A 23,219-nucleotide genomic window follows, 5' to 3' on the forward strand; every position below is an offset into this window, starting at 1 on the left:
TCTGTTTTCTATTAGTTCTTAAATAAAAAAAGCTTGCGGTATATTACTATCTGGCAATTGGTTCTTAATGGCTTTGGCCATTAAGTAAGTAAAATTAAGTATTAAAAATACTTATTTTACTTTAGAACGTAAGTCGGCTACCTTCGGCGCTAAGGTCCTTCCTCTGCTTCGAGACAAGCGCTCGCATCTTTCTTCATTTGCGTCTCTCTCTGACTCGTTTAGCTCGACTAAACTCGTGGCGTTCTTTCCTTAATTCATCAGCTTCAAACGCTTTCTCTTCGCAGAGAATAGTTCTCCTCTATAGCTATGGCTCTTGGTAATTTCTCATCTTTATTTTTCGCATAAAAAAAGAGACCTTACGGTCTCTCGTTTTGCCTGGCAACGTCCTACTCTAGCGGGACGTAAGCCCGACTACCATCGGCGCTAAGGAGCTTAACTTCTGTGTTCGGCATGGGAACAGGTGTGACCTCCTTGCCATTGTCACCAGACAAATGAATGTGTTATACATTCAAAACTAGATAGTAAGTAATGATTTTGCGTCGCAAAACATTTTAATATTGATTAAGTCTTCGATCGATTAGTATTCGTCAGCTCCACGTGTCGCCACGCTTCCACCTCGAACCTATTAACCTCGTCATCTTCGAGGGATCTTATAACCGAAGTTGGGAAATCTCATCTTGAGGGGGGCTTCATGCTTAGATGCTTTCAGCACTTATCCCGTCCATACATAGCTACCCAGCTATGCCGTTGGCACGACAACTGGTACACCAGAGGTATGTCCATCCCGGTCCTCTCGTACTAAGGACAGCTCCTCTCAAATTTCCTACGCCCACGACGGATAGGGACCGAACTGTCTCACGACGTTCTGAACCCAGCTCGCGTACCGCTTTAATGGGCGAACAGCCCAACCCTTGGGACCGACTACAGCCCCAGGATGCGATGAGCCGACATCGAGGTGCCAAACCTCCCCGTCGATGTGAACTCTTGGGGGAGATAAGCCTGTTATCCCCGGGGTAGCTTTTATCCGTTGAGCGATGGCCCTTCCATGCGGAACCACCGGATCACTAAGTCCGTCTTTCGACCCTGCTCGACTTGTAGGTCTCGCAGTCAAGCTCCCTTATGCCTTTACACTCTATGAATGATTTCCAACCATTCTGAGGGAACCTTTGAGCGCCTCCGTTACCTTTTAGGAGGCGACCGCCCCAGTCAAACTGCCCGCCTGACACTGTCTCCCACCACGATAAGTGGTGCGGGTTAGAAAGCCAACACAGCTAGGGTAGTATCCCACCAACGCCTCCACGTAAGCTAGCGCTCACGTTTCAAAGGCTCCTACCTATCCTGTACAAGCTGTGCCGAATTTCAATATCAGGCTACAGTAAAGCTCCACGGGGTCTTTCCGTCCTGTCGCGGGTAACCTGCATCTTCACAGGTACTATGATTTCACCGAGTCTCTCGTTGAGACAGTGCCCAAATCGTTACGCCTTTCGTGCGGGTCGGAACTTACCCGACAAGGAATTTCGCTACCTTAGGACCGTTATAGTTACGGCCGCCGTTTACTGGGGCTTCGATTCGTAGCTTCGCAGAAGCTAACCACTCCTCTTAACCTTCCAGCACCGGGCAGGCGTCAGCCCCTATACATCACCTTACGGTTTAGCAGAGACCTGTGTTTTTGATAAACAGTCGCTTGGGCCTATTCACTGCGGCTCTTCTGGGCTTGCACCCTAAAGAGCACCCCTTCTCCCGAAGTTACGGGGTCATTTTGCCGAGTTCCTTAACGAGAGTTCGCTCGCTCACCTTAGAATTCTCATCTTGACTACCTGTGTCGGTTTGCGGTACGGGCACCTGTTATCTATCTAGAGGCTTTTCTCGGCAGTGTGAAATCAACGACTCGAGGAAACAATTTCCTCTCCCCATCACAGCTCAGCCTAACGAGTGCCGGATTTGCCTAACACTCAGCCTTACTGCTTGGACGTGCACTCCAACAGCACGCTTCGCCTATCCTACTGCGTCCCCCCATCGATTAAAACGATATTAGGTGGTACAGGAATATCAACCTGTTATCCATCGCCTACGCCTGTCGGCCTCAGCTTAGGACCCGACTAACCCAGAGCGGACGAGCCTTCCTCTGGAAACCTTAGTCAATCGGTGGACGGGATTCTCACCCGTCTTTCGCTACTCACACCGGCATTCTCACTTCTAAGCGCTCCACATGTCCTTGCGATCATGCTTCAACGCCCTTAGAACGCTCTCCTACCATTGTCCAAAGGACAATCCACAGCTTCGGTAATATGTTTAGCCCCGGTACATTTTCGGCGCAGTGTCACTCGACTAGTGAGCTATTACGCACTCTTTAAATGATGGCTGCTTCTAAGCCAACATCCTAGTTGTCTGGGCAACGCCACATCCTTTTCCACTTAACATATATTTTGGGACCTTAGCTGGTGGTCTGGGCTGTTTCCCTTTCGAACACGGACCTTATCACCCATGTTCTGACTCCCAAGTTAAATTAATTGGCATTCGGAGTTTGTCTGAATTCGGTAACCCGAGAGGGGCCCCTCGTCCAAACAGTGCTCTACCTCCAATAATCATCACTTGAGGCTAGCCCTAAAGCTATTTCGGAGAGAACCAGCTATCTCCAAGTTCGATTGGAATTTCTCCGCTACCCTCAGTTCATCCGCTCACTTTTCAACGTAAGTCGGTTCGGTCCTCCATTCAGTGTTACCTGAACTTCAACCTGACCAAGGGTAGATCACCTGGTTTCGGGTCTACGACCAAATACTCAACGCCCTATTCAGACTCGCTTTCGCTACGGCTCCACATTCGCTGCTTAACCTTGCATCAGATCGTAACTCGCCGGTTCATTCTACAAAAGGCACGCCATCACCCATAAACGGGCTCTGACTACTTGTAAGCACACGGTTTCAAGTTCTCTTTCACTCCCCTTCCGGGGTACTTTTCACCTTTCCCTCACGGTACTGGTTCACTATCGGTCACTAGAGAGTATTTAGCCTTAGGAGATGGTCCTCCTAGATTCCGACGGAATTTCACGTGCTCCGTCGTACTCAGGATCCACTCAAGAGAGAATATGTTTTCGACTACAGGATTATTACCTTCTTTGATTCATCTTTCCAGATGATTCGTCTAACATGTTCTTTTGTAACTCCGTATAGAGTGTCCTACAACCCCAACAAGCAAGCTTGTTGGTTTGGGCTCTTCCCGTTTCGCTCGCCGCTACTCAGGGAATCGATTTTTCTTTCTCTTCCTCCGGGTACTAAGATGTTTCAGTTCTCCGGGTCTGCCTTCTGACATGCTATGAATTCACATGTCGATAACATGACATAACTCATGTTGGGTTCCCCCATTCGGAAATCTCTGGATCAACGCTTACTTACAGCTACCCAAAGCATATCGTCGTTAGTAACGTCCTTCTTCGGCTTCTAGTGCCAAGGCATCCACCGTGCGCCCTTAATAACTTAATCTGTGTTTCCACCAGGAAACGCGTTATTAATCTTGTGAGTGTTCTTTCGAACACTAGCGATTATTTTTATGAATTCAAGCTTGTTTAAAACTCTATTCACTCGGTTTTGCTTGGTAAAATCTATTTACTTACTTATCTAGTTTTCAATGTACAAATTTGAATGTTAATAAACATTCAAAACTGAATACAATATGTCACGTTATCCCTTTCATCTTCGAAGAAGATGTTCCGAATATATCCTTAGAAAGGAGGTGATCCAGCCGCACCTTCCGATACGGCTACCTTGTTACGACTTCACCCCAATCATTTGTCCCACCTTCGACGGCTAGCTCCAAATGGTTACTCCACCGGCTTCGGGTGTTACAAACTCTCGTGGTGTGACGGGCGGTGTGTACAAGACCCGGGAACGTATTCACCGTAGCATGCTGATCTACGATTACTAGCGATTCCAGCTTCATGTAGTCGAGTTGCAGACTACAATCCGAACTGAGAACAACTTTATGGGATTTGCTTGACCTCGCGGTTTCGCTGCCCTTTGTATTGTCCATTGTAGCACGTGTGTAGCCCAAATCATAAGGGGCATGATGATTTGACGTCATCCCCACCTTCCTCCGGTTTGTCACCGGCAGTCAACTTAGAGTGCCCAACTTAATGATGGCAACTAAGCTTAAGGGTTGCGCTCGTTGCGGGACTTAACCCAACATCTCACGACACGAGCTGACGACAACCATGCACCACCTGTCACTTTGTCCCCCGAAGGGGAAACTTCTATCTCTAGAAGGGTCAAAGGATGTCAAGATTTGGTAAGGTTCTTCGCGTTGCTTCGAATTAAACCACATGCTCCACCGCTTGTGCGGGTCCCCGTCAATTCCTTTGAGTTTCAACCTTGCGGTCGTACTCCCCAGGCGGAGTGCTTAATGCGTTAGCTGCAGCACTAAGGGGCGGAAACCCCCTAACACTTAGCACTCATCGTTTACGGCGTGGACTACCAGGGTATCTAATCCTGTTTGATCCCCACGCTTTCGCACATCAGCGTCAGTTACAGACCAGAAAGTCGCCTTCGCCACTGGTGTTCCTCCATATCTCTGCGCATTTCACCGCTACACATGGAATTCCACTTTCCTCTTCTGCACTCAAGTTTTCCAGTTTCCAATGACCCTCCACGGTTGAGCCGTGGGCTTTCACATCAGACTTAAAAAACCGCCTACGCGCGCTTTACGCCCAATAATTCCGGATAACGCTTGCCACCTACGTATTACCGCGGCTGCTGGCACGTAGTTAGCCGTGGCTTTCTGATTAGGTACCGTCAAGACGTGCACAGTTACTTACACGTTTGTTCTTCCCTAATAACAGAGTTTTACGATCCGAAGACCTTCATCACTCACGCGGCGTTGCTCCGTCAGGCTTTCGCCCATTGCGGAAGATTCCCTACTGCTGCCTCCCGTAGGAGTCTGGACCGTGTCTCAGTTCCAGTGTGGCCGATCACCCTCTCAGGTCGGCTACGCATCGTTGCCTTGGTAAGCCGTTACCTTACCAACTAGCTAATGCGGCGCGGATCCATCTATAAGTGACAGCAAGACCGTCTTTCACTGTTGAACCATGCGGTTCAACATGTTATCCGGTATTAGCTCCGGTTTCCCGAAGTTATCCCAGTCTTATAGGTAGGTTATCCACGTGTTACTCACCCGTCCGCCGCTAACGTCAGAGGAGCAAGCTCCTCGTCTGTTCGCTCGACTTGCATGTATTAGGCACGCCGCCAGCGTTCATCCTGAGCCAGGATCAAACTCTCCATAAAAAATTATGATGTTTGATTAGCTCATAAATACTAAATAGTTTGTAACGTTTCGTTACGTTTATTGGAATTAACGTTGACATATTGTCATTCAGTTTTCAATGTTCATAAATATTAAATGGAGCGGGTGATGGGAATCGAACCCACAACATCAGCTTGGAAGGCTGAGGTTTTGCCATTAAACTACACCCGCATGTAGTATTAAATATATGATTTGGTGCGGCCGAGAGGACTTGAACCTCCACGGGATTAACTCCCACTAGGCCCTCAACCTAGCGCGTCTGCCATTCCGCCACGACCGCTGGCAAAACGCATAATTAAACTTTTAATTATCGAGAACAATAACCATTGTAAATTGTCGGTTACATTTTGTCAACACAAAATTAACTTAAAATTAATATTGTTAATTAAGGTTTGTTTTGCTTTCCTTGTTAAGACAACGATATCTATAATATATCATGTAATAATTATTGTCAATGTTTTTCACAACAAAATTTATATCAATTATAAAAAAGGTTGTTAGAAAACAGCATCTGCTTTAAACAACCCTTTTACTAAATATATATTTATATTTTTTCTATTTCTCAAAAACTTTAACTAATTTAAGTTTGCCACCGCAATGCCCGCATCTCATTATTTGAGTGTTCACTCTTTTAATACGTAAATAATTAGCTTTACAACTAACACATTGATATTTGTAATTAGCTCGACTTTCATATGTTTCAGTCGGGTTGCAAAACCTTGGTGCACCTACTTTAGCGCTTAAAGCTTTGAAATCTGTATCTCTGTGTTGATACCCTTTACCAGCAAGATGAAGAAAATAATGACAAAGTTCATGTTTAACTATTTGAACTATTGCATCTTCTCCAAAATGCTTTAATTGTTTAGGGTTTATTTCTATATTGTGGCTTTTTAACAAATATCTTCCACCTGTAGTACGTAATCGTTGATTAAAATAAGCCTTATGTTTGAAAGGTACTCCAAAGTATTTGATGGCCAAGTTTTCAGTTAATCTTTGAAGTTCAATATTATTCATTTGGATCAATCATCGTTAAAGATACTTTACCTTTATTTTCATCGATATTCAGAATCCAAACATCCACAATATCTCCCACACTTACAATATCCATAGGATTCTTTACAAATTTCTTAGAAAGTTTAGAAACATGGACTAATCCATCTTGTTTAACACCTATATCAATAAATGCACCAAAATCTACTACATTTCTAACAGTACCATTTAATTTCATGCCTTCATTTAAATCTTCAATGGATAATACATCAGATTTAAGGATTGGTGTCTCAAATTCATCTCTTGGATCTCTATTAGGCGCAATAAGTGATTTGATAATATCTTCTAGAGTGGGTTCACCAATATTCAATTGTTTCGCAAGCCCTTCAATATTCACATCACTTAATGTTGATTTTAATTGATCCGTACCTATATCATCAGCGCCTAAACCTAGTTGCTCTAATATTTCATAAGTCACTTCATAACTCTCAGGGTGAATCGCAGTATTATCTAATGGTTCTGAGCCATCAACGATACGTAAAAAGCCTATACTTTGTTCAAAAGTTTTAGAACCCAACCGTTTAATTTTACTAATTTCTTTATTATGTTTAATAGGTCCATTTTCTTCTCTATAATCAATAATATTTTGCGCAATAGTTGAAGATAGTCCTGAAACATATTGAAGTAAAGATTTTGAAGCTGTATTTACATCTACGCCTACTTGGTTAACTGCAGTTTCAACTACGAAAGTAAGCGCATTGCTTAATTCTTTCTGATTTACATCATGTTGATATTGACCTACCCCAATAGATTTTGGATCTATTTTAACTAATTCGCTTAATGGATCTTGTACTCTTCTACCTATAGATACAGCGCTTCGTTCTTCAACTTGAAAATCTGGAAACTCTTGTCTGGCAATTTCTGAAGCAGAATACACAGAGGCTCCCGCTTCATTGACAATGATGAATTGAGCATCTAATTTATATTTTTTAATTACATTTGCTACAAATTGTTCAGTTTCACGGCTAGCTGTTCCATTTCCAATCGCTAGTAATTCAATTTGATAATCTTTAATCATGTTGACCAGTTCTTTTTCAGAAGCTTCAATTTTAGACTTCGGAGGATGAGGATAAATGACGCTTTTAGCAATAAACGTTCCAAAAGGATTAATAACTGCTAACTTACATCCCGTTCTAAATGCCGGGTCCACGCCGAGAATTTGTTTTCCTTTCATTGGTGGTTGTAAAAGTAAGTTTCTTAAGTTCTCACTAAAAACATCGATGGCATGTGTTTCTGCTTTCTGAGTTAAATCTCCTCGAACTTCTCTTTCAATCGAAGGCATAATTAATCGTTTAAGACTATCTTCAATAGCCTCTGCAATATAAGGACTTGCTTCATTATTTACTTGAATTAATTGTCGTTCAATGTCTTTTTTAATTTTTGATGTGTCAAATTCTATTTTAACGTTTAATACTTTTTCTTTCTCCCCTCGATTCATAGCTAAAATTCTATGATTTGCAACACGCTTTACTGGTTCAGAATAATCATAATACATTGAGAAGATTTCTTTTTCATCTTCTGCTTTTTTCTTCTTAGCAGACACGATTAGACCTTGATGGTATACATCTTTTAAAAGTCTCGAACGATATTTAGGGTCATCTGAAACTTGTTCAGCAATAATATCCTGTGCCCCTTTAATAGCATCTTCTACTGTAGAAACTTCTTCATTTATGAATTCTTGTGCTTTTTCATCAACATTCTTATCTAAATTCTTCTGAAGTAACCATTTTGCTAAAGGCTCCAACCCTTTTCTTTTAGCTTCAGTAGCACGTGTTTTCTTTTTCTGTTTATAAGGACGGTATAAATCTTCAACTCTTTGTAGTTTTGTCTGTTTAATAATATCTTTTTTTAAGTCTTCAGTTAGCATGCCTTGTTGTTCAATACTATGTATCACTTCATCTTTTCTTTTTTGAAGATTTTCCATATATCTATATTCATCATCAATTTGCTTAATTTCAACTTCATCTAGACCACCAGTTGCCTCTTTACGATATCTTGCAATAAATGGCACAGTGTTGTTATCTTCTAAGAGTTCAAGAACTGATTTAATTTGTTTCTCTGAAAAAGAATACTTTTCAACGATTGTTTGAATTAAATTTTTGTCCATTTTTCTACCACGCTTTTCTTTAAAAATTCCTTCACTAGTTTAACATAATTTTTTAACTAGATTCTTCCTAGATATAATTTAGAATGCTTTAATCTTTTTTAAAGTTAAAAATTCTAACATATAAAAAGAAGTTCATTAACTCAGTCAATGAACTTCTTTTTATATTTATTGTTTAGCTGCTTCTTGCAACTTTTTGATTGCAGTACGTTGCAAGCGAGAGACATGCATTTGACTTAAGCCAATACGTTCGCCTGTTTCCTTTTGGCTTAAACCTTCTATAAATGTACATTGAATAATTTGTCTTTCTCTATCAGATAATATAGGTAAAATACGTTCTAGAATCATTCTCTTTTCAGTTAAATCATAATTATCATCTTGTTGACCCATAATATCTAATAGAGTGACAGTTGATCCGTCTTTATCTGCTTCAATAGAATGATCAACACTGAGCGCATTATAACTTTGACCCATCTCCATCGCTTCCAAGACTTCTTCATCCGAAACTTCAAGTCGTTGAGCAATTTCACTGATGGATGGTGAACGCTCAAGCTCATTTGTAAGTTCGTCACTTATCTTTTTAATTCTTGGACCAATTTCTTTAATACGTCTTGGTACATGAACACTCCATGTTTTATCTCTTAAATACCTTTTTATTTCACCAATTACGGTTGGAACTAGGAATGCTTCAAATTTTCGATCAAATGACAAATCAAATCTATTGATGGCCCCTATTAAACCAACCATACCAACTTGAACTAAATCTTCATGATGTGATTGCCCTTTTGAATATTTATATGCTAAAGATTCTATTAGTTTGCGGTAATGCGTAACTAATTTACCTTGAGCTTGGCTATTTTCATTTTCTTGGTGCTCTTTAATCCATTGGTTAATTTGTTCAGGTGATACATCATTAGCTGATTTCGACTCTTTCGCCATTATTTCGCACCTGCTCTTTTTTAATATACTTAATCATACTGATTGTAACACCAGATTCTTTATAGACCTTCACTTCGTCCATTAATGATTCAATAAGGAATAATCCTAAGCCGCCTTCGCGAAGAAAATCAATGTTTTCGTTATCGTCGTAAGGACCTAATTTTGATTTTGTTGTTTCATAATCAAAGCTTTCACCTTGATCTGAAATAACTATTTTTATTTTATCATCAAATATCTCAAAACATAAATTAATCATACCGGTTTCAGTATTTTGTTTATAAGCATGTTTTACAGCGTTAGTCACTGCCTCACTTACAGCTATTTTAGAATCTTCAATATCGTCATAAGATGCTCCAGCTCTTGAGAATACACCAGATAATGTTAAACGTATTAAACTGACGTATTCCGCAGAGGCTGGTAACCGCATTTCAATGTAATCTTGTCTTGATTGCATGTTATTCAACCTCCGTTCCTTCATTAACATGCATTAAATCTTTCAAACCGGTAATATCAAATAATCTACTGATTCGATCAGAAACACCTAATATATATAAATCTTTATCATTTTGGTTTAATGCTTTTAACGTTCCTACAAATAAACCTAATCCTGTAGAGTCCATGTAACTTACGTTAGCTAAATTAACATGAATGTCATGAGTCCCTTCTTGTCGCATTGGTACAAGTACCTCTTCTAATTCAGGCACTGTATATACATCTAATTCTCCGCCAACTTTAACTTCATAATAATCGTCATGAGTTACAGTTTCTATATTAAGATTCATTCGATACACTCCTAGTCTTTATCAAATCTGCTTCATTTCTACATTTGTGTTCAAAAATATGTATACCCTACGACTTGAAACTTTAATCTAAATTAGTTAAATTAATTTACTCTTTTTATAATTAAAATTGTCATATCGTCTTTTCTACTAGGATTTTGAACTTTTAAAATTCCTTCATAAATAATTTGAACTATATCTTGTGGATGCATATGTTTATATTTTTGTATTAAATTTAACAATTTATCTTTATCGATAAATTCACCTTCTCTATTTCGTGCCTCAGTTACACCATCAGTAAAGATAATTATTAAATCTTCGAGATAAATAGGTATCTCTTGTTGATTATATCGAGTCTTCTGACTTACTCCAAGCACACGCCCACGAACGTCAATCTCTTCAAATTGTTCTGTTTCAGCTCGATAAATATAACCAGGCTCATGCCCTGCAGAACTACAATATAAAAGATGATTCATTTCTTCATACAAGCCATAAAACATCGTTACAAACATATTTTGATTGACGTTTTTTTCGACAACTCGGTTAAGACGCTTTAAACCATCACTAGGCAATTGAGAGTGACCATATGAATCCATTCCAAATTTAATCATACTCATAGCTAAAGCAGCAGGTATACCTTTACCGATAACGTCCGCAACAGCGAAACTCATAGTCCCGTCTTTATGATCAATTAAATTAAAATAATCGCCACTTACCTTTTGAGCCGCAACGGAAATTACACCGATTTGTATACTATCGAATTGAGGTATATCTGTTTTAAGCATAGTTTGCTGAAGTCTAGAAGCCAAATCAATTTCTTTGTCGTGAACTTGTAATTTATTAACTAATCTTTGATAATCTCTATAACTATAACCGAATCCTTTTACTACCTCTTGAAGGACATCTAATGTACCGAGTATTTCTTTTTCTTCTAAATCTAATTGGTTAATATATGATTTGTGAATTTCTACAATATCTTCTGGCAGTAAATCCTTTTTAATTACTTCATTTGTAAATTCTTCGCACTTTTTTATAAGTTGCGTTCGGTTTTCAGTAGTTAAACTTTCTTTTACAAGTTCCATATAATCTTTCTTAAATTCTTCCACAAGATGTGCCTCCTTACTTCCAATTCACAATTCCATATGCTTTTAATCTGGTACTTTTTGGAATTCTTTTTTCTTTATAAAATGAATAGCAAATAACTAAAAAGCCACAGTTTCTTAATATCTAAAAAAGACTTTAGGATTGGAATACCTAAAGCCGAAAAACTCAAGACATTCTTTTATAATAAATGTATTTACATAATAACTATAATTATATGCTATTTAACTAATGAGAGGTAGCACTAGTCTTGATTTGCAAAAATTCTTGATGTAAGCAATCGGTCTAAAGTTACCTAGTTAATTAAGAGTTATAATTATTATAAAGTTATTGTCTTTAAATTCATTATTTTATTTATGTTAACTACATATAAAACGCTATAATCATTGATGGTCAAAATTATGTAATCCTAGACTGATATCTAGGGCGTTGTCAACTTCCTTCATCTTACTTTCAGACAAATAGGTCAACTTCTCTTTTAAACGTTTTTTATCTAGTGTTCTAATTTGTTCAAGTAAGATAACAGAGTCTTTATCTAACTTATATTTTTTCTTTTCAATTTCTACATGGGTTGGTATCTTCGCTTTATTAATCCTACCTGTAATAGCAGCAACTATGACAGTTGGACTATATTTATTACCAGTATCATTTTGTATAATTACAACAGGTCTTACTCCCCCTTGTTCAGACCCTTGAACTGGTGATAAATCAGCTAAGTAAACATCGCCTCTTCTAATCATTCATTCTTAGAGTTAGAAGTAAGATATGTTTCATTACAATCGCAAGCTTCACATTCGATGGGAAAAGCTTCCGTTGCTAGGGAGAGGTTTAAATCGGCCATTTGTGCATAGCCTTCTTTTAATGATTGTTCAAGACTGTGACTCCTAGATTGATTAAAAGATAACATATGAAGAACCTCCATCTGATTCCAAAAAAGTTGTTATTTAACCTTTAATTTATGTTTATAATAACAAATTTTTAACGCAGTGACTATACTATTTTAACAAATCGTTCGTAACCACTTGTTCTTCATTATGGTGATAGATTCTTGGTAAACGTTTTGATAAGTTACACAATACTTCATAATTGATTGTATGTTGCTTTTCAGCTAGAGACTCAACGGACTGTGGTGAATCTATATGATTATCCACCAATATCACTTTGTCTCCCATCTTCACATCATCAGGCACGCTCACTATAGTCTGATCCATACAAACCCGACCTACCACTTCACATTGATGGCCATTAACATTCACATAAGCACCTTGCATAGCTCTTAAATAACCATCGGCATATCCAACTGGTAGTATAGCAATTTTCATTTCTTTTTCAGCTGTAAAAGTTCGTCCATAGCTCACAGTTTCGCCAACTTTAAGAGATTTCACTTGTACTATTTCAGTAACGAGTTGAGCACTTGGTCGAAGAAGTACTTTGACATTATCCCTAACATATTGTGAAGGATAATACCCATATAATGAGATACCTAATCTTATCGCATTACAAAATTGTCCATCCATTAATAAAGAAGCTGCAGAGTTTTGTGAATGAATGTAATTTGGTTTTTCAACTTGATTAACAATATCTTTAAAAAATTCATACTGTTCATTCATAGAATCACCTGGTTCATCTGCGCTAGCGAAATGTGTAAACACGCCTTCAAAAACAAGATCATCTTTTTTATTAATTAAATCAACAACATCTTTATACTCTTCAACATCTTTCATACCTAATCGACCCATACCAGAATCTATTTTGACATGTAACCAAAGTTTTTTCTCATTTTTTTCAGGTATATTTCTAATAGCTTCTTTAAGCCAAGCTTTTGAAGGTACAGTAAGAGCTACGCGATGTTGAATAGCTTTACTTATGTCTTTAGTTGGAATGACACCTAAGACTAGTAGTTTTGCATCAATTCCATGCATTCTTAATTCAATTGCTTCATCAAGTGTTGCAACTGCGAAAAACGAAGCCCCGTGTTCCATTAGGTGATGTGCTACTTTTACACTACCTAATCCATAACTATTAGCTTTAATGACTGATATAACAGTCTTGTTATGATGTAACTGATTGAATGTTTGATAATTGTTTAATATTGCATCTAAATTAACATTTAAATAGGTTGATCTATAGAATTTTTCCGACATGAAAAGGTCCTCCTTGAAACTACTCGCTTAATACTAAAATATTAATACATTTATTATATAACGCCTTTATTCTAATTTTTCTAAGGTAACTTGACTCATTGCATAATTATCTGTATGAGTAATGCTTACATGAGCTCTAAATCCATCATAGTCGATACATGGCTTACCTAATTCATCGTTATAGCAATTGATATCTTTAAAAGATATCGTCTGACCTAACCCTGTACCCAATGCTTTACTAAAAGCTTCTTTAACAGCAAAACGACCTGCTAAAAATTCAATCTTACGCTTTTCATGAGTGAATTTTTCAAACTTTAGCTTTTCATTTTCAGTTAATACTCGGTCAACTAATTTAGGTTGTTTATATAACACCTTTCTAATACGCTCAATTTCTATCAAATCTATACCTATTCCATGTATCATAACTTCGCCTCTTTAATCACTTTCATTATAGTTTCTATTCATAGTATCTTATGCATCATCGCCGTTTAACATATCATGCGCATCTCTAGTTTTATTTTGTTTAATTAATAACTTTAATTTTTGAGCTTCATTTTTATCTATCAATTCAATTTCACTATTACCACCAGCTGTTGATAGCGTGAGAGTAGCTAGTTGATATTTTCTCATTATAAAGCCCTCATTAATATCGATGTTCTGAATTCTAAAGTAGGGAATGATATTTGTCTTTATGAAAATAATGCCTCTTCTAACATGTACTTCATCTTCTTCAATTGCGTATCTAAAATTTTTATATCGAAATATGGGCATTACAAATATAAAAAAGACTCCTAAAATAACGACTCCAACTATTTCAGCAATGATGAGTGTACGATTATCTATCCAATGAAATTTCAACACATTAAAGATGGTAAATACGATTAATGCAATAGTAAAGATTGTTATCCATAGCAAAGCATTCATTCGCATTGCTTTTAAACCCTTTTTATTCATATAGTTATAATTACTCATGAGTATCACCTCTCATGTACCACTCTTTAAATTCATTAACTTTAGAAACATCTGTGTATTTAAGACCTATTTTTTTATTTTCAAAACCTTTGGCGATTATAAATTTAAAATTGGCCAAATGCTTTCTTTCTAATAAAGGATGCTGTCTAATTTCCATACCTATGACTTTATTGAGTTTGAAGTAGAATCTTTTCATATTAAGTAATGATGCTTTTTGGATAACAATTTCTTCATTTTCAAGGTAATAACCACTATATCGCACATATAATACGGCCCTCATTATTAATAAAATGATTAATAACCCCGCAATAGCAAACGACCACGTAGACCAGAAATACCATCCAATAAAACTAGCAATAATAAGGATAAGTGATGGTATAAGAAAATGTCGATGAAAACCTCTAAGTGGCATGCCAGTATGAGCTGTATTAAAACGCATTTCTGGTACCAGAGATTGAATCACTTCATAAGCTTGTTGCCGTTTAATAAAAGGTAAAATCATTATACGTCCATTAACATCACTCGTCTCAGCAGAAGTAACAATGTCACTAGTAATATAAAAATGAATAGAAGTATAACCAAATAATCTTCTTAGATATGATTGATGTTCAAGTACACCTTGAAGTCGATTTGTTGGTACAGTGACATTCTTTTTTGTAAATAAGCCATATTGAATTTTAAGTTGATGACCTTGTTGCGTTACTTTATATCCATAGTATCTTATGAATGCGAGACACGTACCGATGATATAACTCATTATTAAAACGACAACCACTATAGCAATAATTATGAAGAAAGTAGATTTTAAGACATATGAGAGTTCCCCACCTAATTTTTCCCAAGGTATAATGTCCGAGAAACTTCCCACAATTGGAGACAATGTTATTAATGTAATACCAATCGCACCACTAGTCATTGCCATAAATAATAATTGTTTAAATGACATTTTAAAAATTGATTTAGTAGGTGCATTTTTCAAGGATTCATTATCCTCGTCTTCATCCTTTTCAGAATCAACATTCACTTCAGCTTGATGCGTTGCATTCAATTGTTGTTGTATGTTTTTAATCTCACTTTCAATCAATTTACTTTGCTTTTTTGATATTGTACTTAGTTCAATACCGTCACTTGGAGTTTTAATAATAAGTTCTACGCCACCTACTATTTGATTCACAAAACCTTCAGTGGAATCAACTGATTGAATTCTACTAATATTGAGTTCTTTTCGCTCTTTATTTAATACACCTGTTGTAAGAATGAAATGATTATTTTCAATCCAATATCTAGTATTATAAACTTTGAAAATATTATAAAAGAAAGTTATTAAAAATATTAATGTCATGATACCTGGCCATAAGTATGAATAGAAATCATCATATTTAAAATCTTTAATATTAAACAGGAAAATAATAATTACAATAAAATTATTTTTAATAACATTAATTAGACTTGTTACATATGAGACCGGATGTAGCTTTTGTGGATTATACATCGTCATCTACACCTCTCAATCTATTTAATGCTTGATGCTCTATTACGTCTGCCTCTTTTTCTGAAACCATCGGCAGTGAAATTTCATGACCTGCTGTAACCAATTCAATTGTATTTATTTTAAATATTTTTGCTAGCGGATTTGTACTGACTGTAATATATTGCAACCTCTCTATCTTACTTAGTTCTTCCTTTTTAAAGAAAAAAGCTTGCTTCAAAATAATTGAATCGCCTTCAAATTTATAAAAATGGTATTTATATCTCAGAAATGGCCCAACAATAAAGTTTATAACTGAAATCACCGCAACTGTAATAAGTATGTATAGAATAAAGTTCCACCAATTATAAGTAAACCAACAATAATATAATATGCTCAAAATCACTAGTACTACAATTAAACCAATAAAACTAGTGATGTAATAGTACTTTAATGCATTTTTAGGACTGCGATGAAACGTACTATCAAGATTCATATTAAAGCTCCTTTAATTAATTTACTCACATTATAGCATAGAGTGTGATAGGTCTAAATAAAGCTTTAAATCTAAAAAAACCAGCTAAGTCAATAGACTTAACTGGTTAATAACATCATCGATTATTTTTGATGATCGGCAAATGTACGGCCTCTCATTGATTGGTTTGAACCTTTATTTTGTTTATCACGACGTTCGAATTTTTTATTATTTTTCTTTTTATTTGAATGACCTTTAGACCCTTTTGAACGTCTATTTTTATTATCAAATTTGCCATTGCCACGTTTGTTATTGTTACCTCTTCTTGAACCGCCACCTCTACTATTGCGATTCTTACGTGCTAATGGTTTCTCGAACGTTAACTGTACTTCAACTTCATCGTTTGCTTCTACTAATTCTTGTAGCAATGATGCAACTAACTCAGTGCTGTCATATTCTTCAAGTAATTCACTTGAAATGCGTTGTAAACGAGGTTCACTGTCTTTAGACATCCAGTTTTGAACTTTTTCTTTAATATCGTCTTCACGAGCTTTGAGTACTTCTTTACGATGTGGTGGTCTTAAAGCGTTCATGCGACGTCCATTGACATCTTCAATTTGACGTATATAATCCATTTCAATTGGATTTACAAATGTTACCGCGATACCTTCTTTACCTGCACGTCCTGTTCGACCTATACGATGAGTATAGCTTTCTGTATCTTGAGGGATATCAAAGTTATAAACGTGACTTACACCTGAAATATCCAAACCTCTAGCTGCTACGTCAGTGGCAACTAAAATGTCAATTTGGTCATTTTTGAATTTCTTCAAGACTTCTAAACGTTTAGCTTGAGTAATATCACCATGCAAGCCTTCTGCTTTATAGCCTTTAGATAATAGCGCACTAGTTAATTCATCAACACGACGTTTCGTACGTCCAAATACAATCGCTAAATCTGGTTGATGCACATCAAGGAAATTTGTAAATGTATCAAATTTCTCTAATTCTTTAACAATAGTATAGTATTCATCTATTTGTGGATCTGACATTTCATTATTCATTGTTTTAATGATTTTAGGCGTCTTCATAAATTGTTGAACTAAGTCTTGAATTGCTTTAGGCATAGTCGCTGAGAATAACATTGTTTGACGCTGGTCAGATGGAATTTTGTCCATAATAAATCTCATATCGTCGATGAATCCCATATTCATCATTTCGTCAGCTTCATCTAAAATTAATGTATGAATACCATTAGTTTTTAAAGTACGACGATTTAGGTGATCAATTACACGTCCTGGAGTTCCTACTACGATTTGTGGTCCTCTTTTAAGTGCTTTTATTTGTCGTTCAATCGGCATTCCACCGAAGACCGTAACGACTTGAACATTTTGGCCTTTACTGAACTCTCTTAATTGTTCCGCAACTTGCATAGCCAGTTCTCTTGTTGGCGCTAAAATGAGTGATTGTACGCCTTGTTGGCCTACAACTTTTTCAATTAAAGGAATACCAAAAGCCCCTGTTTTCCCCGTACCTGTTTGGGCTTGACCAAGGATGTCGTCTCCTTCTAACGCATAAGGGATACTGTCTTTTTGGATAGGTGTAGGTTCTTTAAATCCCATAGATTCCAGTGTTTGAACCGTTCTATCCGAGATCCCTAATTCTTTAAAATTTTGCAAAATAATTCTCCTTTTTAAGTGTTTATTTCTTAATATACGTTTTTGCATATATGTTCACTTTTGTTTCATCAACTTCTATATAGTACCACCTTAAAAATATTATAGCAATAAAGCAGTTACTTACTTTCTTTGTTTTACTCTTAAATTTTAAATTTATTACTCTTAAAAAAGATAGCGCATCACATGATGTAAGCGGTTAAAATTTTTAAATCATTTTCAACGCAAAAAAACATGCATTTCAACTTACTCATCAACGTTTAGATCGAGAATATTGAAATATGCATGTTCATTTACTTTAAAATATTAAATTAATGCTTCGACTACTTCTTCAAGTTTCATACCTCGTGAACCTTTAACCAATATTTTATCGTTTTCTTTCACAATAGTCTTCAATTCTTTAATCAGTTCACTTTTATCATCAAAGTGTTGTGCAGTAGGCACTTCATTTTGACCTGTGTTAAAAATAAATCGTGCTTCATCACCATAAGTGTATAATACATCAATTGCTTTATTATTGAGATAAGCCCCGACTTCTTCGTGCATAGATTGACTATTTTCACCTAGCTCTAAAACATCTGCTAGAATAAGGATTTTTCGCCCTTCCATACTACTTAGCGTATCGATGGCAGCTTTCATACTTGTCGGACTTGCATTATAAGCATCATTAATGACAGTTACGTTATTAGTAGTTTGGTGACGCTCCATACGCATACCTGTTAACTTAACATGATTAATATTGTCTTTTATTGTTTCATATGACAAACCAAGTTCATGTCCTATCGCAATGGCTATCGTCGCATTTTTCATATTGTGCGTACCTAGGATAGGTAGTGTAAAGCTTTCTTTATCATTTATTGTAAAAGCGATACCTTCTGTTTCTATATCATCAACATGACATACGAGCGTATTACTATTACCTAAACCTACACTTATTAATCTTGCTTTATTTAATTGTTCGAGATGCGGTTTTAGTAATGGTTCATCACCGTCATATATGAATGTCCCATTCTCTTTAAGACCAATAGTAATTTCAGACTTGGCTTTAGCAATACCCTCTCTTGAACCTAAATCTTGCATATGTGATTCACCAATATTTGTGATAACTGCAATATCCGGCTCAGCAATTGAAGATAATAACTCTATCTCATGGAAGCCAGACATGCCCATTTCAAGAATAGAAATTTCTGTATCTTCATCTAAGTCTAATATTGTTAAAGGCATTCCAATCTCATTATTATAGTTACCTTGTGTTTTCTTTACTTTAAATTCTGTCGTTAAGACACTCTCAATCATATCTTTTGTAGTCGTTTTACCGTTTGATCCAGTTACTGCAATCACTTTAGGGTTCACATATTTAAGATATGCTTTGGCTAAGTCTTGTAATGCTTTAAGTGTATCTTCAACCCAAATGATTGGACCTTCGATATCCTCGCTTAACTCAGTTCCCTTTTCTGAAAATGAAGCACCAGCACCATCCTTTAAAGCTTGTGCAACAAATCGATGGCCATCTACGTTCTCACCTTTGAATGGGATAAAAAGCATATCCTTTTCAATGTTACGAGAATCAATAGTTACACCATTGATAGAATGGCTTAAATATTGTTCATCAATTTCGCAAGATATCCAATGTTTGATTTGTTCTAATGTAACGTTAATCATATTTAAAATCCTCTATTAATCAATTTTATATTTATTTTTCTTTTTATCTTCATGACGTTCTTTAGCGAGATTTATTAATTTTGCAATTAAATCTGGATATGATAATCCCATATTCTCCCACAAGCTTGGATACATACTAAATGAAGTAAATCCTGGCATAGCATTTGTTTCATTAATATAGATTTGGTTGTCTTCTGTAACGAAGAAATCTGCACGTACTAAACCTGAACAATCAGTGGCTTTAAAAGCCTCTAACGCCATATTACGTAATGTCATTTGAACGTCTTGATCTAAATCGGCTGGTATTTGAAGCTGAACTTTACCATCTTTATATTTAGATTTGTAATCATAAAATGCCACATCTTTAACAACTTCTCCTGGCCATGTAGTTTCAGGATAATCATTACCTAATACAGCCACTTCAATTTCACGCGCTTCAATTCCTTGTTCAATTACAAGTTTACGGTCAAATTGGAAAGCTTCCTCAATACCTGATTTAAGTTCTTCTTCATTATTACATTTACTAATACCAACACTTGAACCTAAGTTAGCAGGTTTGACAAAAACTGGGTAAGTTAATTTATCATTAACTAATTTAATAATGTTGTTCTCATACTTTTCATATTCACTTCTTAAGAAACTAATGTATGGTAATTGAGGTAATCCTCTATGTTCAAACAATTGTTTCATAACTAATTTGTCCATAGAACTTGAAGCTGCTAACACACCATTACCTACATATGGAATATCTAATACTTCGAATAATCCTTGAATCGTACCGTCTTCACCATTAGGTCCATGTAAAAGTGGGAATACTGCATCATAAGAACGTCCAGTACTACCTTTACTTAGTAATTGTGATATTTCTCCCGCTTCAACATTATTTAACACTAATTCGTCAGTAGATTTAATTTCATCAATAATATTTTCTTTCTTCTTCCATTCACCATCGTTTGTAATATAAATAATATCTATTTGATATTGATCTTTGTTAATTGCGTTTAATACGTTTTGTGCTGTTAAAATTGAAACATCATGTTCAGCACTTTTTCCTCCAAAAACGATACAAATATTCTCTTTTGTCATTTCGTTTTCCTCCATTACAATTACTCGGCTTATATGCCATTTATCTGTTTAATAATTGTGATATTTTATTTATTATGTATAGCTCAATGTACATAACGGTCTCTGAAACTTAATATTATCATATTTCTAAAATCAATTGCATTTGATAATCCATCAATAAATCTAATTTTTAGTGACTGTTTTAATTCCTCTACCTTTGAATGGAAAAGAAAGCTTATTTCTATATAATTTGTCGACTTGCCACTTTGATATTCTAGCAAATTTAAAAAAAGTCATGTAAAATCAATGTAGACTATTTATTAACCGTTAAATTATGATTTTATACAGATTCATGAATGGTTTATGCTTCAAATGAATCATTCATAAATCATATTAATACGCGCATGATTATAAAGGAGTAGGAAATGAATTATTCATCTCGTCAACAACCAAGCAAACATTGGTTTCGTAAAGTCGACTGGATATTAGTACTGGTAATTACTGTGTTAGCAATCATAAGCGTAACACTAATTAGTTCTGCAATGGGTGGCGGACAATATAGTGCGAACTTCAGTATTAGACAAATTATTTATTACATCCTCGGAGCTATTATGGCATTTCTGATTATGATAGTTTCCCCTAAGAAAATTAAACATAATACATATATTTTATATTTCATTTTCTGTATTTTACTCATAGGATTGCTTATTTTACCTGAAACAGCCATCACACCTGTGATCAACGGTGCGAAAAGTTGGTATAGCTTTGGACCTATTAGTATTCAACCTTCAGAATTTATGAAGATTATTTTAATTTTAGCCCTAGCTAAAACAGTTTCTAGACATAATCAATTTACCTTTAACAAATCGTTCCAGTCAGATTTAATGCTATTTTTAAAAATTATAGGTGTCTCAATATTCCCTATGCTATTAATTTTATTACAAAATGACCTCGGTACTACGCTTGTTATTTGTGCAGTTATCGCCGGTGTTATGATGGTTAGTGGTATTACTTGGAGAATCCTTGCACCTATATTTATTGCAGCAATTGTAGGTGGTGCTAGTATTATTTTAGCTATCATTTTCAAACCTACATTAATTGAAAATCTATTAGGAATTAAGATGTATCAAATGGGGCGAATTAATTCTTGGTTGGATCCTTATACTTATAGTAGTGGCGATGGATATCATTTAACTGAATCACTTAAAGCAATTGGATCTGGTCAATTAATAGGTAAAGGTTACAATCACGGTGAAGTTTATATCCCTGAAAATCATACAGACTTTATCTTCTCAGTTGTAGGCGAAGAGATGGGCTTCATTGGGTCTGTTGTGCTAATTCTCATATTCTTATTTTTAGTGTTTCATTTAATTAGATTAGCAAGCAAAATCAATAGTCAATATAATAAAGTCTTTATTATCGGGTATGTTTCTCTTATCGTCTTCCATGTACTTCAAAATGTTGGAATGACGGTTCAATTATTACCAATTACTGGTATACCTTTACCATTTATTAGTTATGGTGGGAGCTCACTTTGGAGTTTAATGACAGGCATAGGTGTCATTCTATCTATTTATTATCATGAACCTAAGCGTTATCAAGAACCTGATACTTTAGATACTGCTAAAACTGCATAATTTACAAACAAAAAAGCACTCACACATAGTGAGTGCTTTTGATCATTTAAGCAAATTATTTTAACTCATGACTTACTTGATTAGATGTAGGTAAAGTATTAATAATATCTAAACGAGATTTAGTTTTTTTAATATTCACACCTAATGATGACAATAATTTGACTACGTTTTGAATCTTATCTGGATTCTTCACTATAATCACCTCGTTTGGATTGACTTCAAAATTATCATACCCCAATTTATACTACTTTACTACATCAATTCTTAAATTTTAAAAAATTATTTACAAATCTATAAATATGCTATATGTAAGTAAATTGAACATTACTCTAATAACGCACGCGAAAGCCAGAATCATATACTTCTTTTTCAATACTATTTAAATTCGCAGGCGTTTCAAATAATACCTTTATTTCTCCTACTTTACTATCAATATCTACTTTTTCGACACCAATCATATTTTCTAAACGTGTCTTTAATTGGTTTTCTTCCTCTATAGTCTCAATATTTGCAACATAAACAATTCCATTTTCCATTGTAATCTACCTCATTAATCTTTAATTAATTTTTGAAAAGTAACCAATAGTTCTTCCATCGCTTCTTCTTGTGCACCATTATTCACTTTATCCATAATACAACTTTTCATATGATGATCTAACAATTTAATAGCCACACTGTTTAAAGCAGAGCGTGTCGCTCTTATTTGAGTTAAAACATCATCGCAATACACATCGTCTTCAATCATTCGATTAATTGCGCGTACTTGACCTTCGATACGATTTAATCTTGACTTTAGATTTGCTTTCGTTTGCTCTGAGTGATGTGCAGTTTCATTTTCAGTCACAAGCGTCACCT

The 23,219-nt window shown here is 35.7% G+C and carries 20 protein-coding genes, 2 tRNA genes and 3 rRNA genes; 1 reads left to right on the forward strand and 24 read right to left on the reverse strand.

Features of this window, described 5'->3' with window-relative positions; translation table 11 throughout:
- Positions 1–373 precede the first annotated feature (373 nt).
- From rrf to MHI13_RS18050, 21 genes are all read right to left on the reverse strand, one after another.
- Positions 374–488, reverse strand: a 5S ribosomal RNA gene (gene rrf, locus MHI13_RS17950).
- Positions 489–557: 69 nt separating this feature from the next.
- Positions 558–3,479, reverse strand: a 23S ribosomal RNA gene (locus tag MHI13_RS17955).
- Positions 3,480–3,722: 243 nt separating this feature from the next.
- Positions 3,723–5,273, reverse strand: a 16S ribosomal RNA gene (locus MHI13_RS17960).
- Together the 16S, 23S and 5S rRNA genes with 2 tRNA genes alongside form the textbook arrangement of a ribosomal RNA operon.
- A 116-nt stretch (positions 5,274–5,389) precedes the next feature.
- A tRNA-Gly gene (locus MHI13_RS17965) sits at positions 5,390–5,463 on the reverse strand.
- Positions 5,464–5,485: 22 nt separating this feature from the next.
- Positions 5,486–5,572: transfer RNA gene (locus MHI13_RS17970), tRNA-Leu, on the reverse strand.
- 275 nt (positions 5,573–5,847) lie between these two features.
- Positions 5,848–6,306 (reverse strand): SprT family protein, encoded by a 459-nt coding sequence (locus MHI13_RS17975; protein ID WP_037551231.1) that lies wholly within the window; start codon positions 6,304–6,306, stop codon positions 5,848–5,850.
- Positions 6,299–8,449: a Tex family protein gene (locus MHI13_RS17980; RefSeq protein WP_064210636.1), complete on the reverse strand. Its 2,151-nt coding sequence runs from the start codon at positions 8,447–8,449 to the stop codon at positions 6,299–6,301. Before MHI13_RS17980 ends, MHI13_RS17975 begins: the two co-directional genes overlap by 8 nt.
- A 165-nt stretch (positions 8,450–8,614) precedes the next feature.
- Positions 8,615–9,385: an RNA polymerase sigma factor SigB gene (sigB, locus tag MHI13_RS17985; RefSeq protein ID WP_064210637.1), complete on the reverse strand. Its 771-nt coding sequence runs from the start codon at positions 9,383–9,385 to the stop codon at positions 8,615–8,617.
- The gene (gene rsbW / locus MHI13_RS17990) at positions 9,360–9,839 is read right to left on the reverse strand and encodes an anti-sigma B factor RsbW (protein ID WP_002435518.1); all 480 of its coding nucleotides are present in this window, start codon (positions 9,837–9,839) and stop codon (positions 9,360–9,362) included. Before rsbW ends, sigB begins: the two co-directional genes overlap by 26 nt.
- 1 nt (position 9,840) lies before the next feature.
- Entirely contained in the window at positions 9,841–10,167 is a 327-nt protein-coding gene (locus MHI13_RS17995) for an anti-sigma factor antagonist (protein ID WP_002435753.1), read from the reverse strand.
- Between the two features lie 101 nt (positions 10,168–10,268).
- The gene (locus MHI13_RS18000; protein WP_211181889.1) at positions 10,269–11,246 is read right to left on the reverse strand and encodes a SpoIIE family protein phosphatase; all 978 of its coding nucleotides are present in this window, start codon (positions 11,244–11,246) and stop codon (positions 10,269–10,271) included.
- A gap of 402 nt (positions 11,247–11,648) precedes the next feature.
- The gene (locus MHI13_RS18005) at positions 11,649–12,005 is read right to left on the reverse strand and encodes a type II toxin-antitoxin system PemK/MazF family toxin (protein ID WP_002435799.1); all 357 of its coding nucleotides are present in this window, start codon (positions 12,003–12,005) and stop codon (positions 11,649–11,651) included.
- On the reverse strand, positions 12,002–12,172 hold the full coding sequence (mazE, locus tag MHI13_RS18010; RefSeq protein ID WP_002435513.1) for a type II toxin-antitoxin system antitoxin MazE: 171 nt from the start codon (positions 12,170–12,172) through the stop codon (positions 12,002–12,004). Before mazE ends, MHI13_RS18005 begins: the two co-directional genes overlap by 4 nt.
- A gap of 88 nt (positions 12,173–12,260) precedes the next feature.
- Positions 12,261–13,409, reverse strand: a complete 1,149-nt coding sequence (alr, locus tag MHI13_RS18015; protein ID WP_340761735.1) for an alanine racemase — start codon at positions 13,407–13,409, stop codon at positions 12,261–12,263.
- 66 nt (positions 13,410–13,475) lie between these two features.
- Positions 13,476–13,832, reverse strand: a complete 357-nt coding sequence (acpS, locus tag MHI13_RS18020; protein WP_002435510.1) for a holo-ACP synthase — start codon at positions 13,830–13,832, stop codon at positions 13,476–13,478.
- Positions 13,833–13,880: 48 nt separating this feature from the next.
- Positions 13,881–14,381 (reverse strand): PH domain-containing protein, encoded by a 501-nt coding sequence (locus tag MHI13_RS18025; protein ID WP_064210639.1) that lies wholly within the window; start codon positions 14,379–14,381, stop codon positions 13,881–13,883.
- Positions 14,374–15,873 (reverse strand): PH domain-containing protein, encoded by a 1,500-nt coding sequence (locus MHI13_RS18030; protein WP_340761737.1) that lies wholly within the window; start codon positions 15,871–15,873, stop codon positions 14,374–14,376. The genes MHI13_RS18025 and MHI13_RS18030 overlap by 8 nt, the downstream gene beginning before the upstream one ends.
- Positions 15,866–16,345 (reverse strand): PH domain-containing protein, encoded by a 480-nt coding sequence (locus MHI13_RS18035; protein WP_064210641.1) that lies wholly within the window; start codon positions 16,343–16,345, stop codon positions 15,866–15,868. The genes MHI13_RS18030 and MHI13_RS18035 overlap by 8 nt, the downstream gene beginning before the upstream one ends.
- Before the next feature lie 122 nt (positions 16,346–16,467).
- Positions 16,468–18,003, reverse strand: coding sequence for a degradosome RNA helicase CshA (gene cshA, locus MHI13_RS18040; RefSeq protein ID WP_002435499.1), 1,536 nt, complete (start codon positions 18,001–18,003; stop codon positions 16,468–16,470).
- 303 nt (positions 18,004–18,306) lie between these two features.
- On the reverse strand, positions 18,307–19,662 hold the full coding sequence (locus MHI13_RS18045) for a UDP-N-acetylmuramoyl-tripeptide--D-alanyl-D-alanine ligase (protein ID WP_064210642.1): 1,356 nt from the start codon (positions 19,660–19,662) through the stop codon (positions 18,307–18,309).
- Between the two features lie 15 nt (positions 19,663–19,677).
- Positions 19,678–20,748, reverse strand: coding sequence for a D-alanine--D-alanine ligase (locus MHI13_RS18050; protein ID WP_064210643.1), 1,071 nt, complete (start codon positions 20,746–20,748; stop codon positions 19,678–19,680).
- Between the two features lie 404 nt (positions 20,749–21,152).
- Here MHI13_RS18050 and MHI13_RS18055 point away from each other — a divergent pair, with 404 nt between their 5' ends.
- Positions 21,153–22,364: an FtsW/RodA/SpoVE family cell cycle protein gene (locus tag MHI13_RS18055; protein WP_064210644.1), complete on the forward strand. Its 1,212-nt coding sequence runs from the start codon at positions 21,153–21,155 to the stop codon at positions 22,362–22,364.
- 55 nt (positions 22,365–22,419) lie between these two features.
- On the opposite strand, the gene MHI13_RS18060 is transcribed toward MHI13_RS18055, so the two are convergent.
- From MHI13_RS18060 to csoR, 3 genes are all read right to left on the reverse strand, one after another.
- Positions 22,420–22,557 carry an Lmo0850 family protein gene (locus MHI13_RS18060; protein ID WP_002435861.1) on the reverse strand — a complete coding sequence of 46 codons (138 nt, stop codon included), beginning with the start codon at positions 22,555–22,557 and terminating at the stop codon, positions 22,420–22,422.
- A 136-nt stretch (positions 22,558–22,693) separates the two neighbouring features.
- On the reverse strand, positions 22,694–22,900 hold the full coding sequence (gene csoZ, locus MHI13_RS18065; protein WP_023351364.1) for a putative copper chaperone CsoZ: 207 nt from the start codon (positions 22,898–22,900) through the stop codon (positions 22,694–22,696).
- A 14-nt stretch (positions 22,901–22,914) separates the two neighbouring features.
- On the reverse strand, positions 22,915–23,208 hold the full coding sequence (gene csoR, locus MHI13_RS18070) for a copper-sensing transcriptional repressor CsoR (protein ID WP_064210645.1): 294 nt from the start codon (positions 23,206–23,208) through the stop codon (positions 22,915–22,917).
- Between the last annotated feature and the right edge of the window lie 11 nt (positions 23,209–23,219).

The sequence above is a fragment of the Staphylococcus sp. FSL K6-0223 genome, assembly GCF_038008285.1.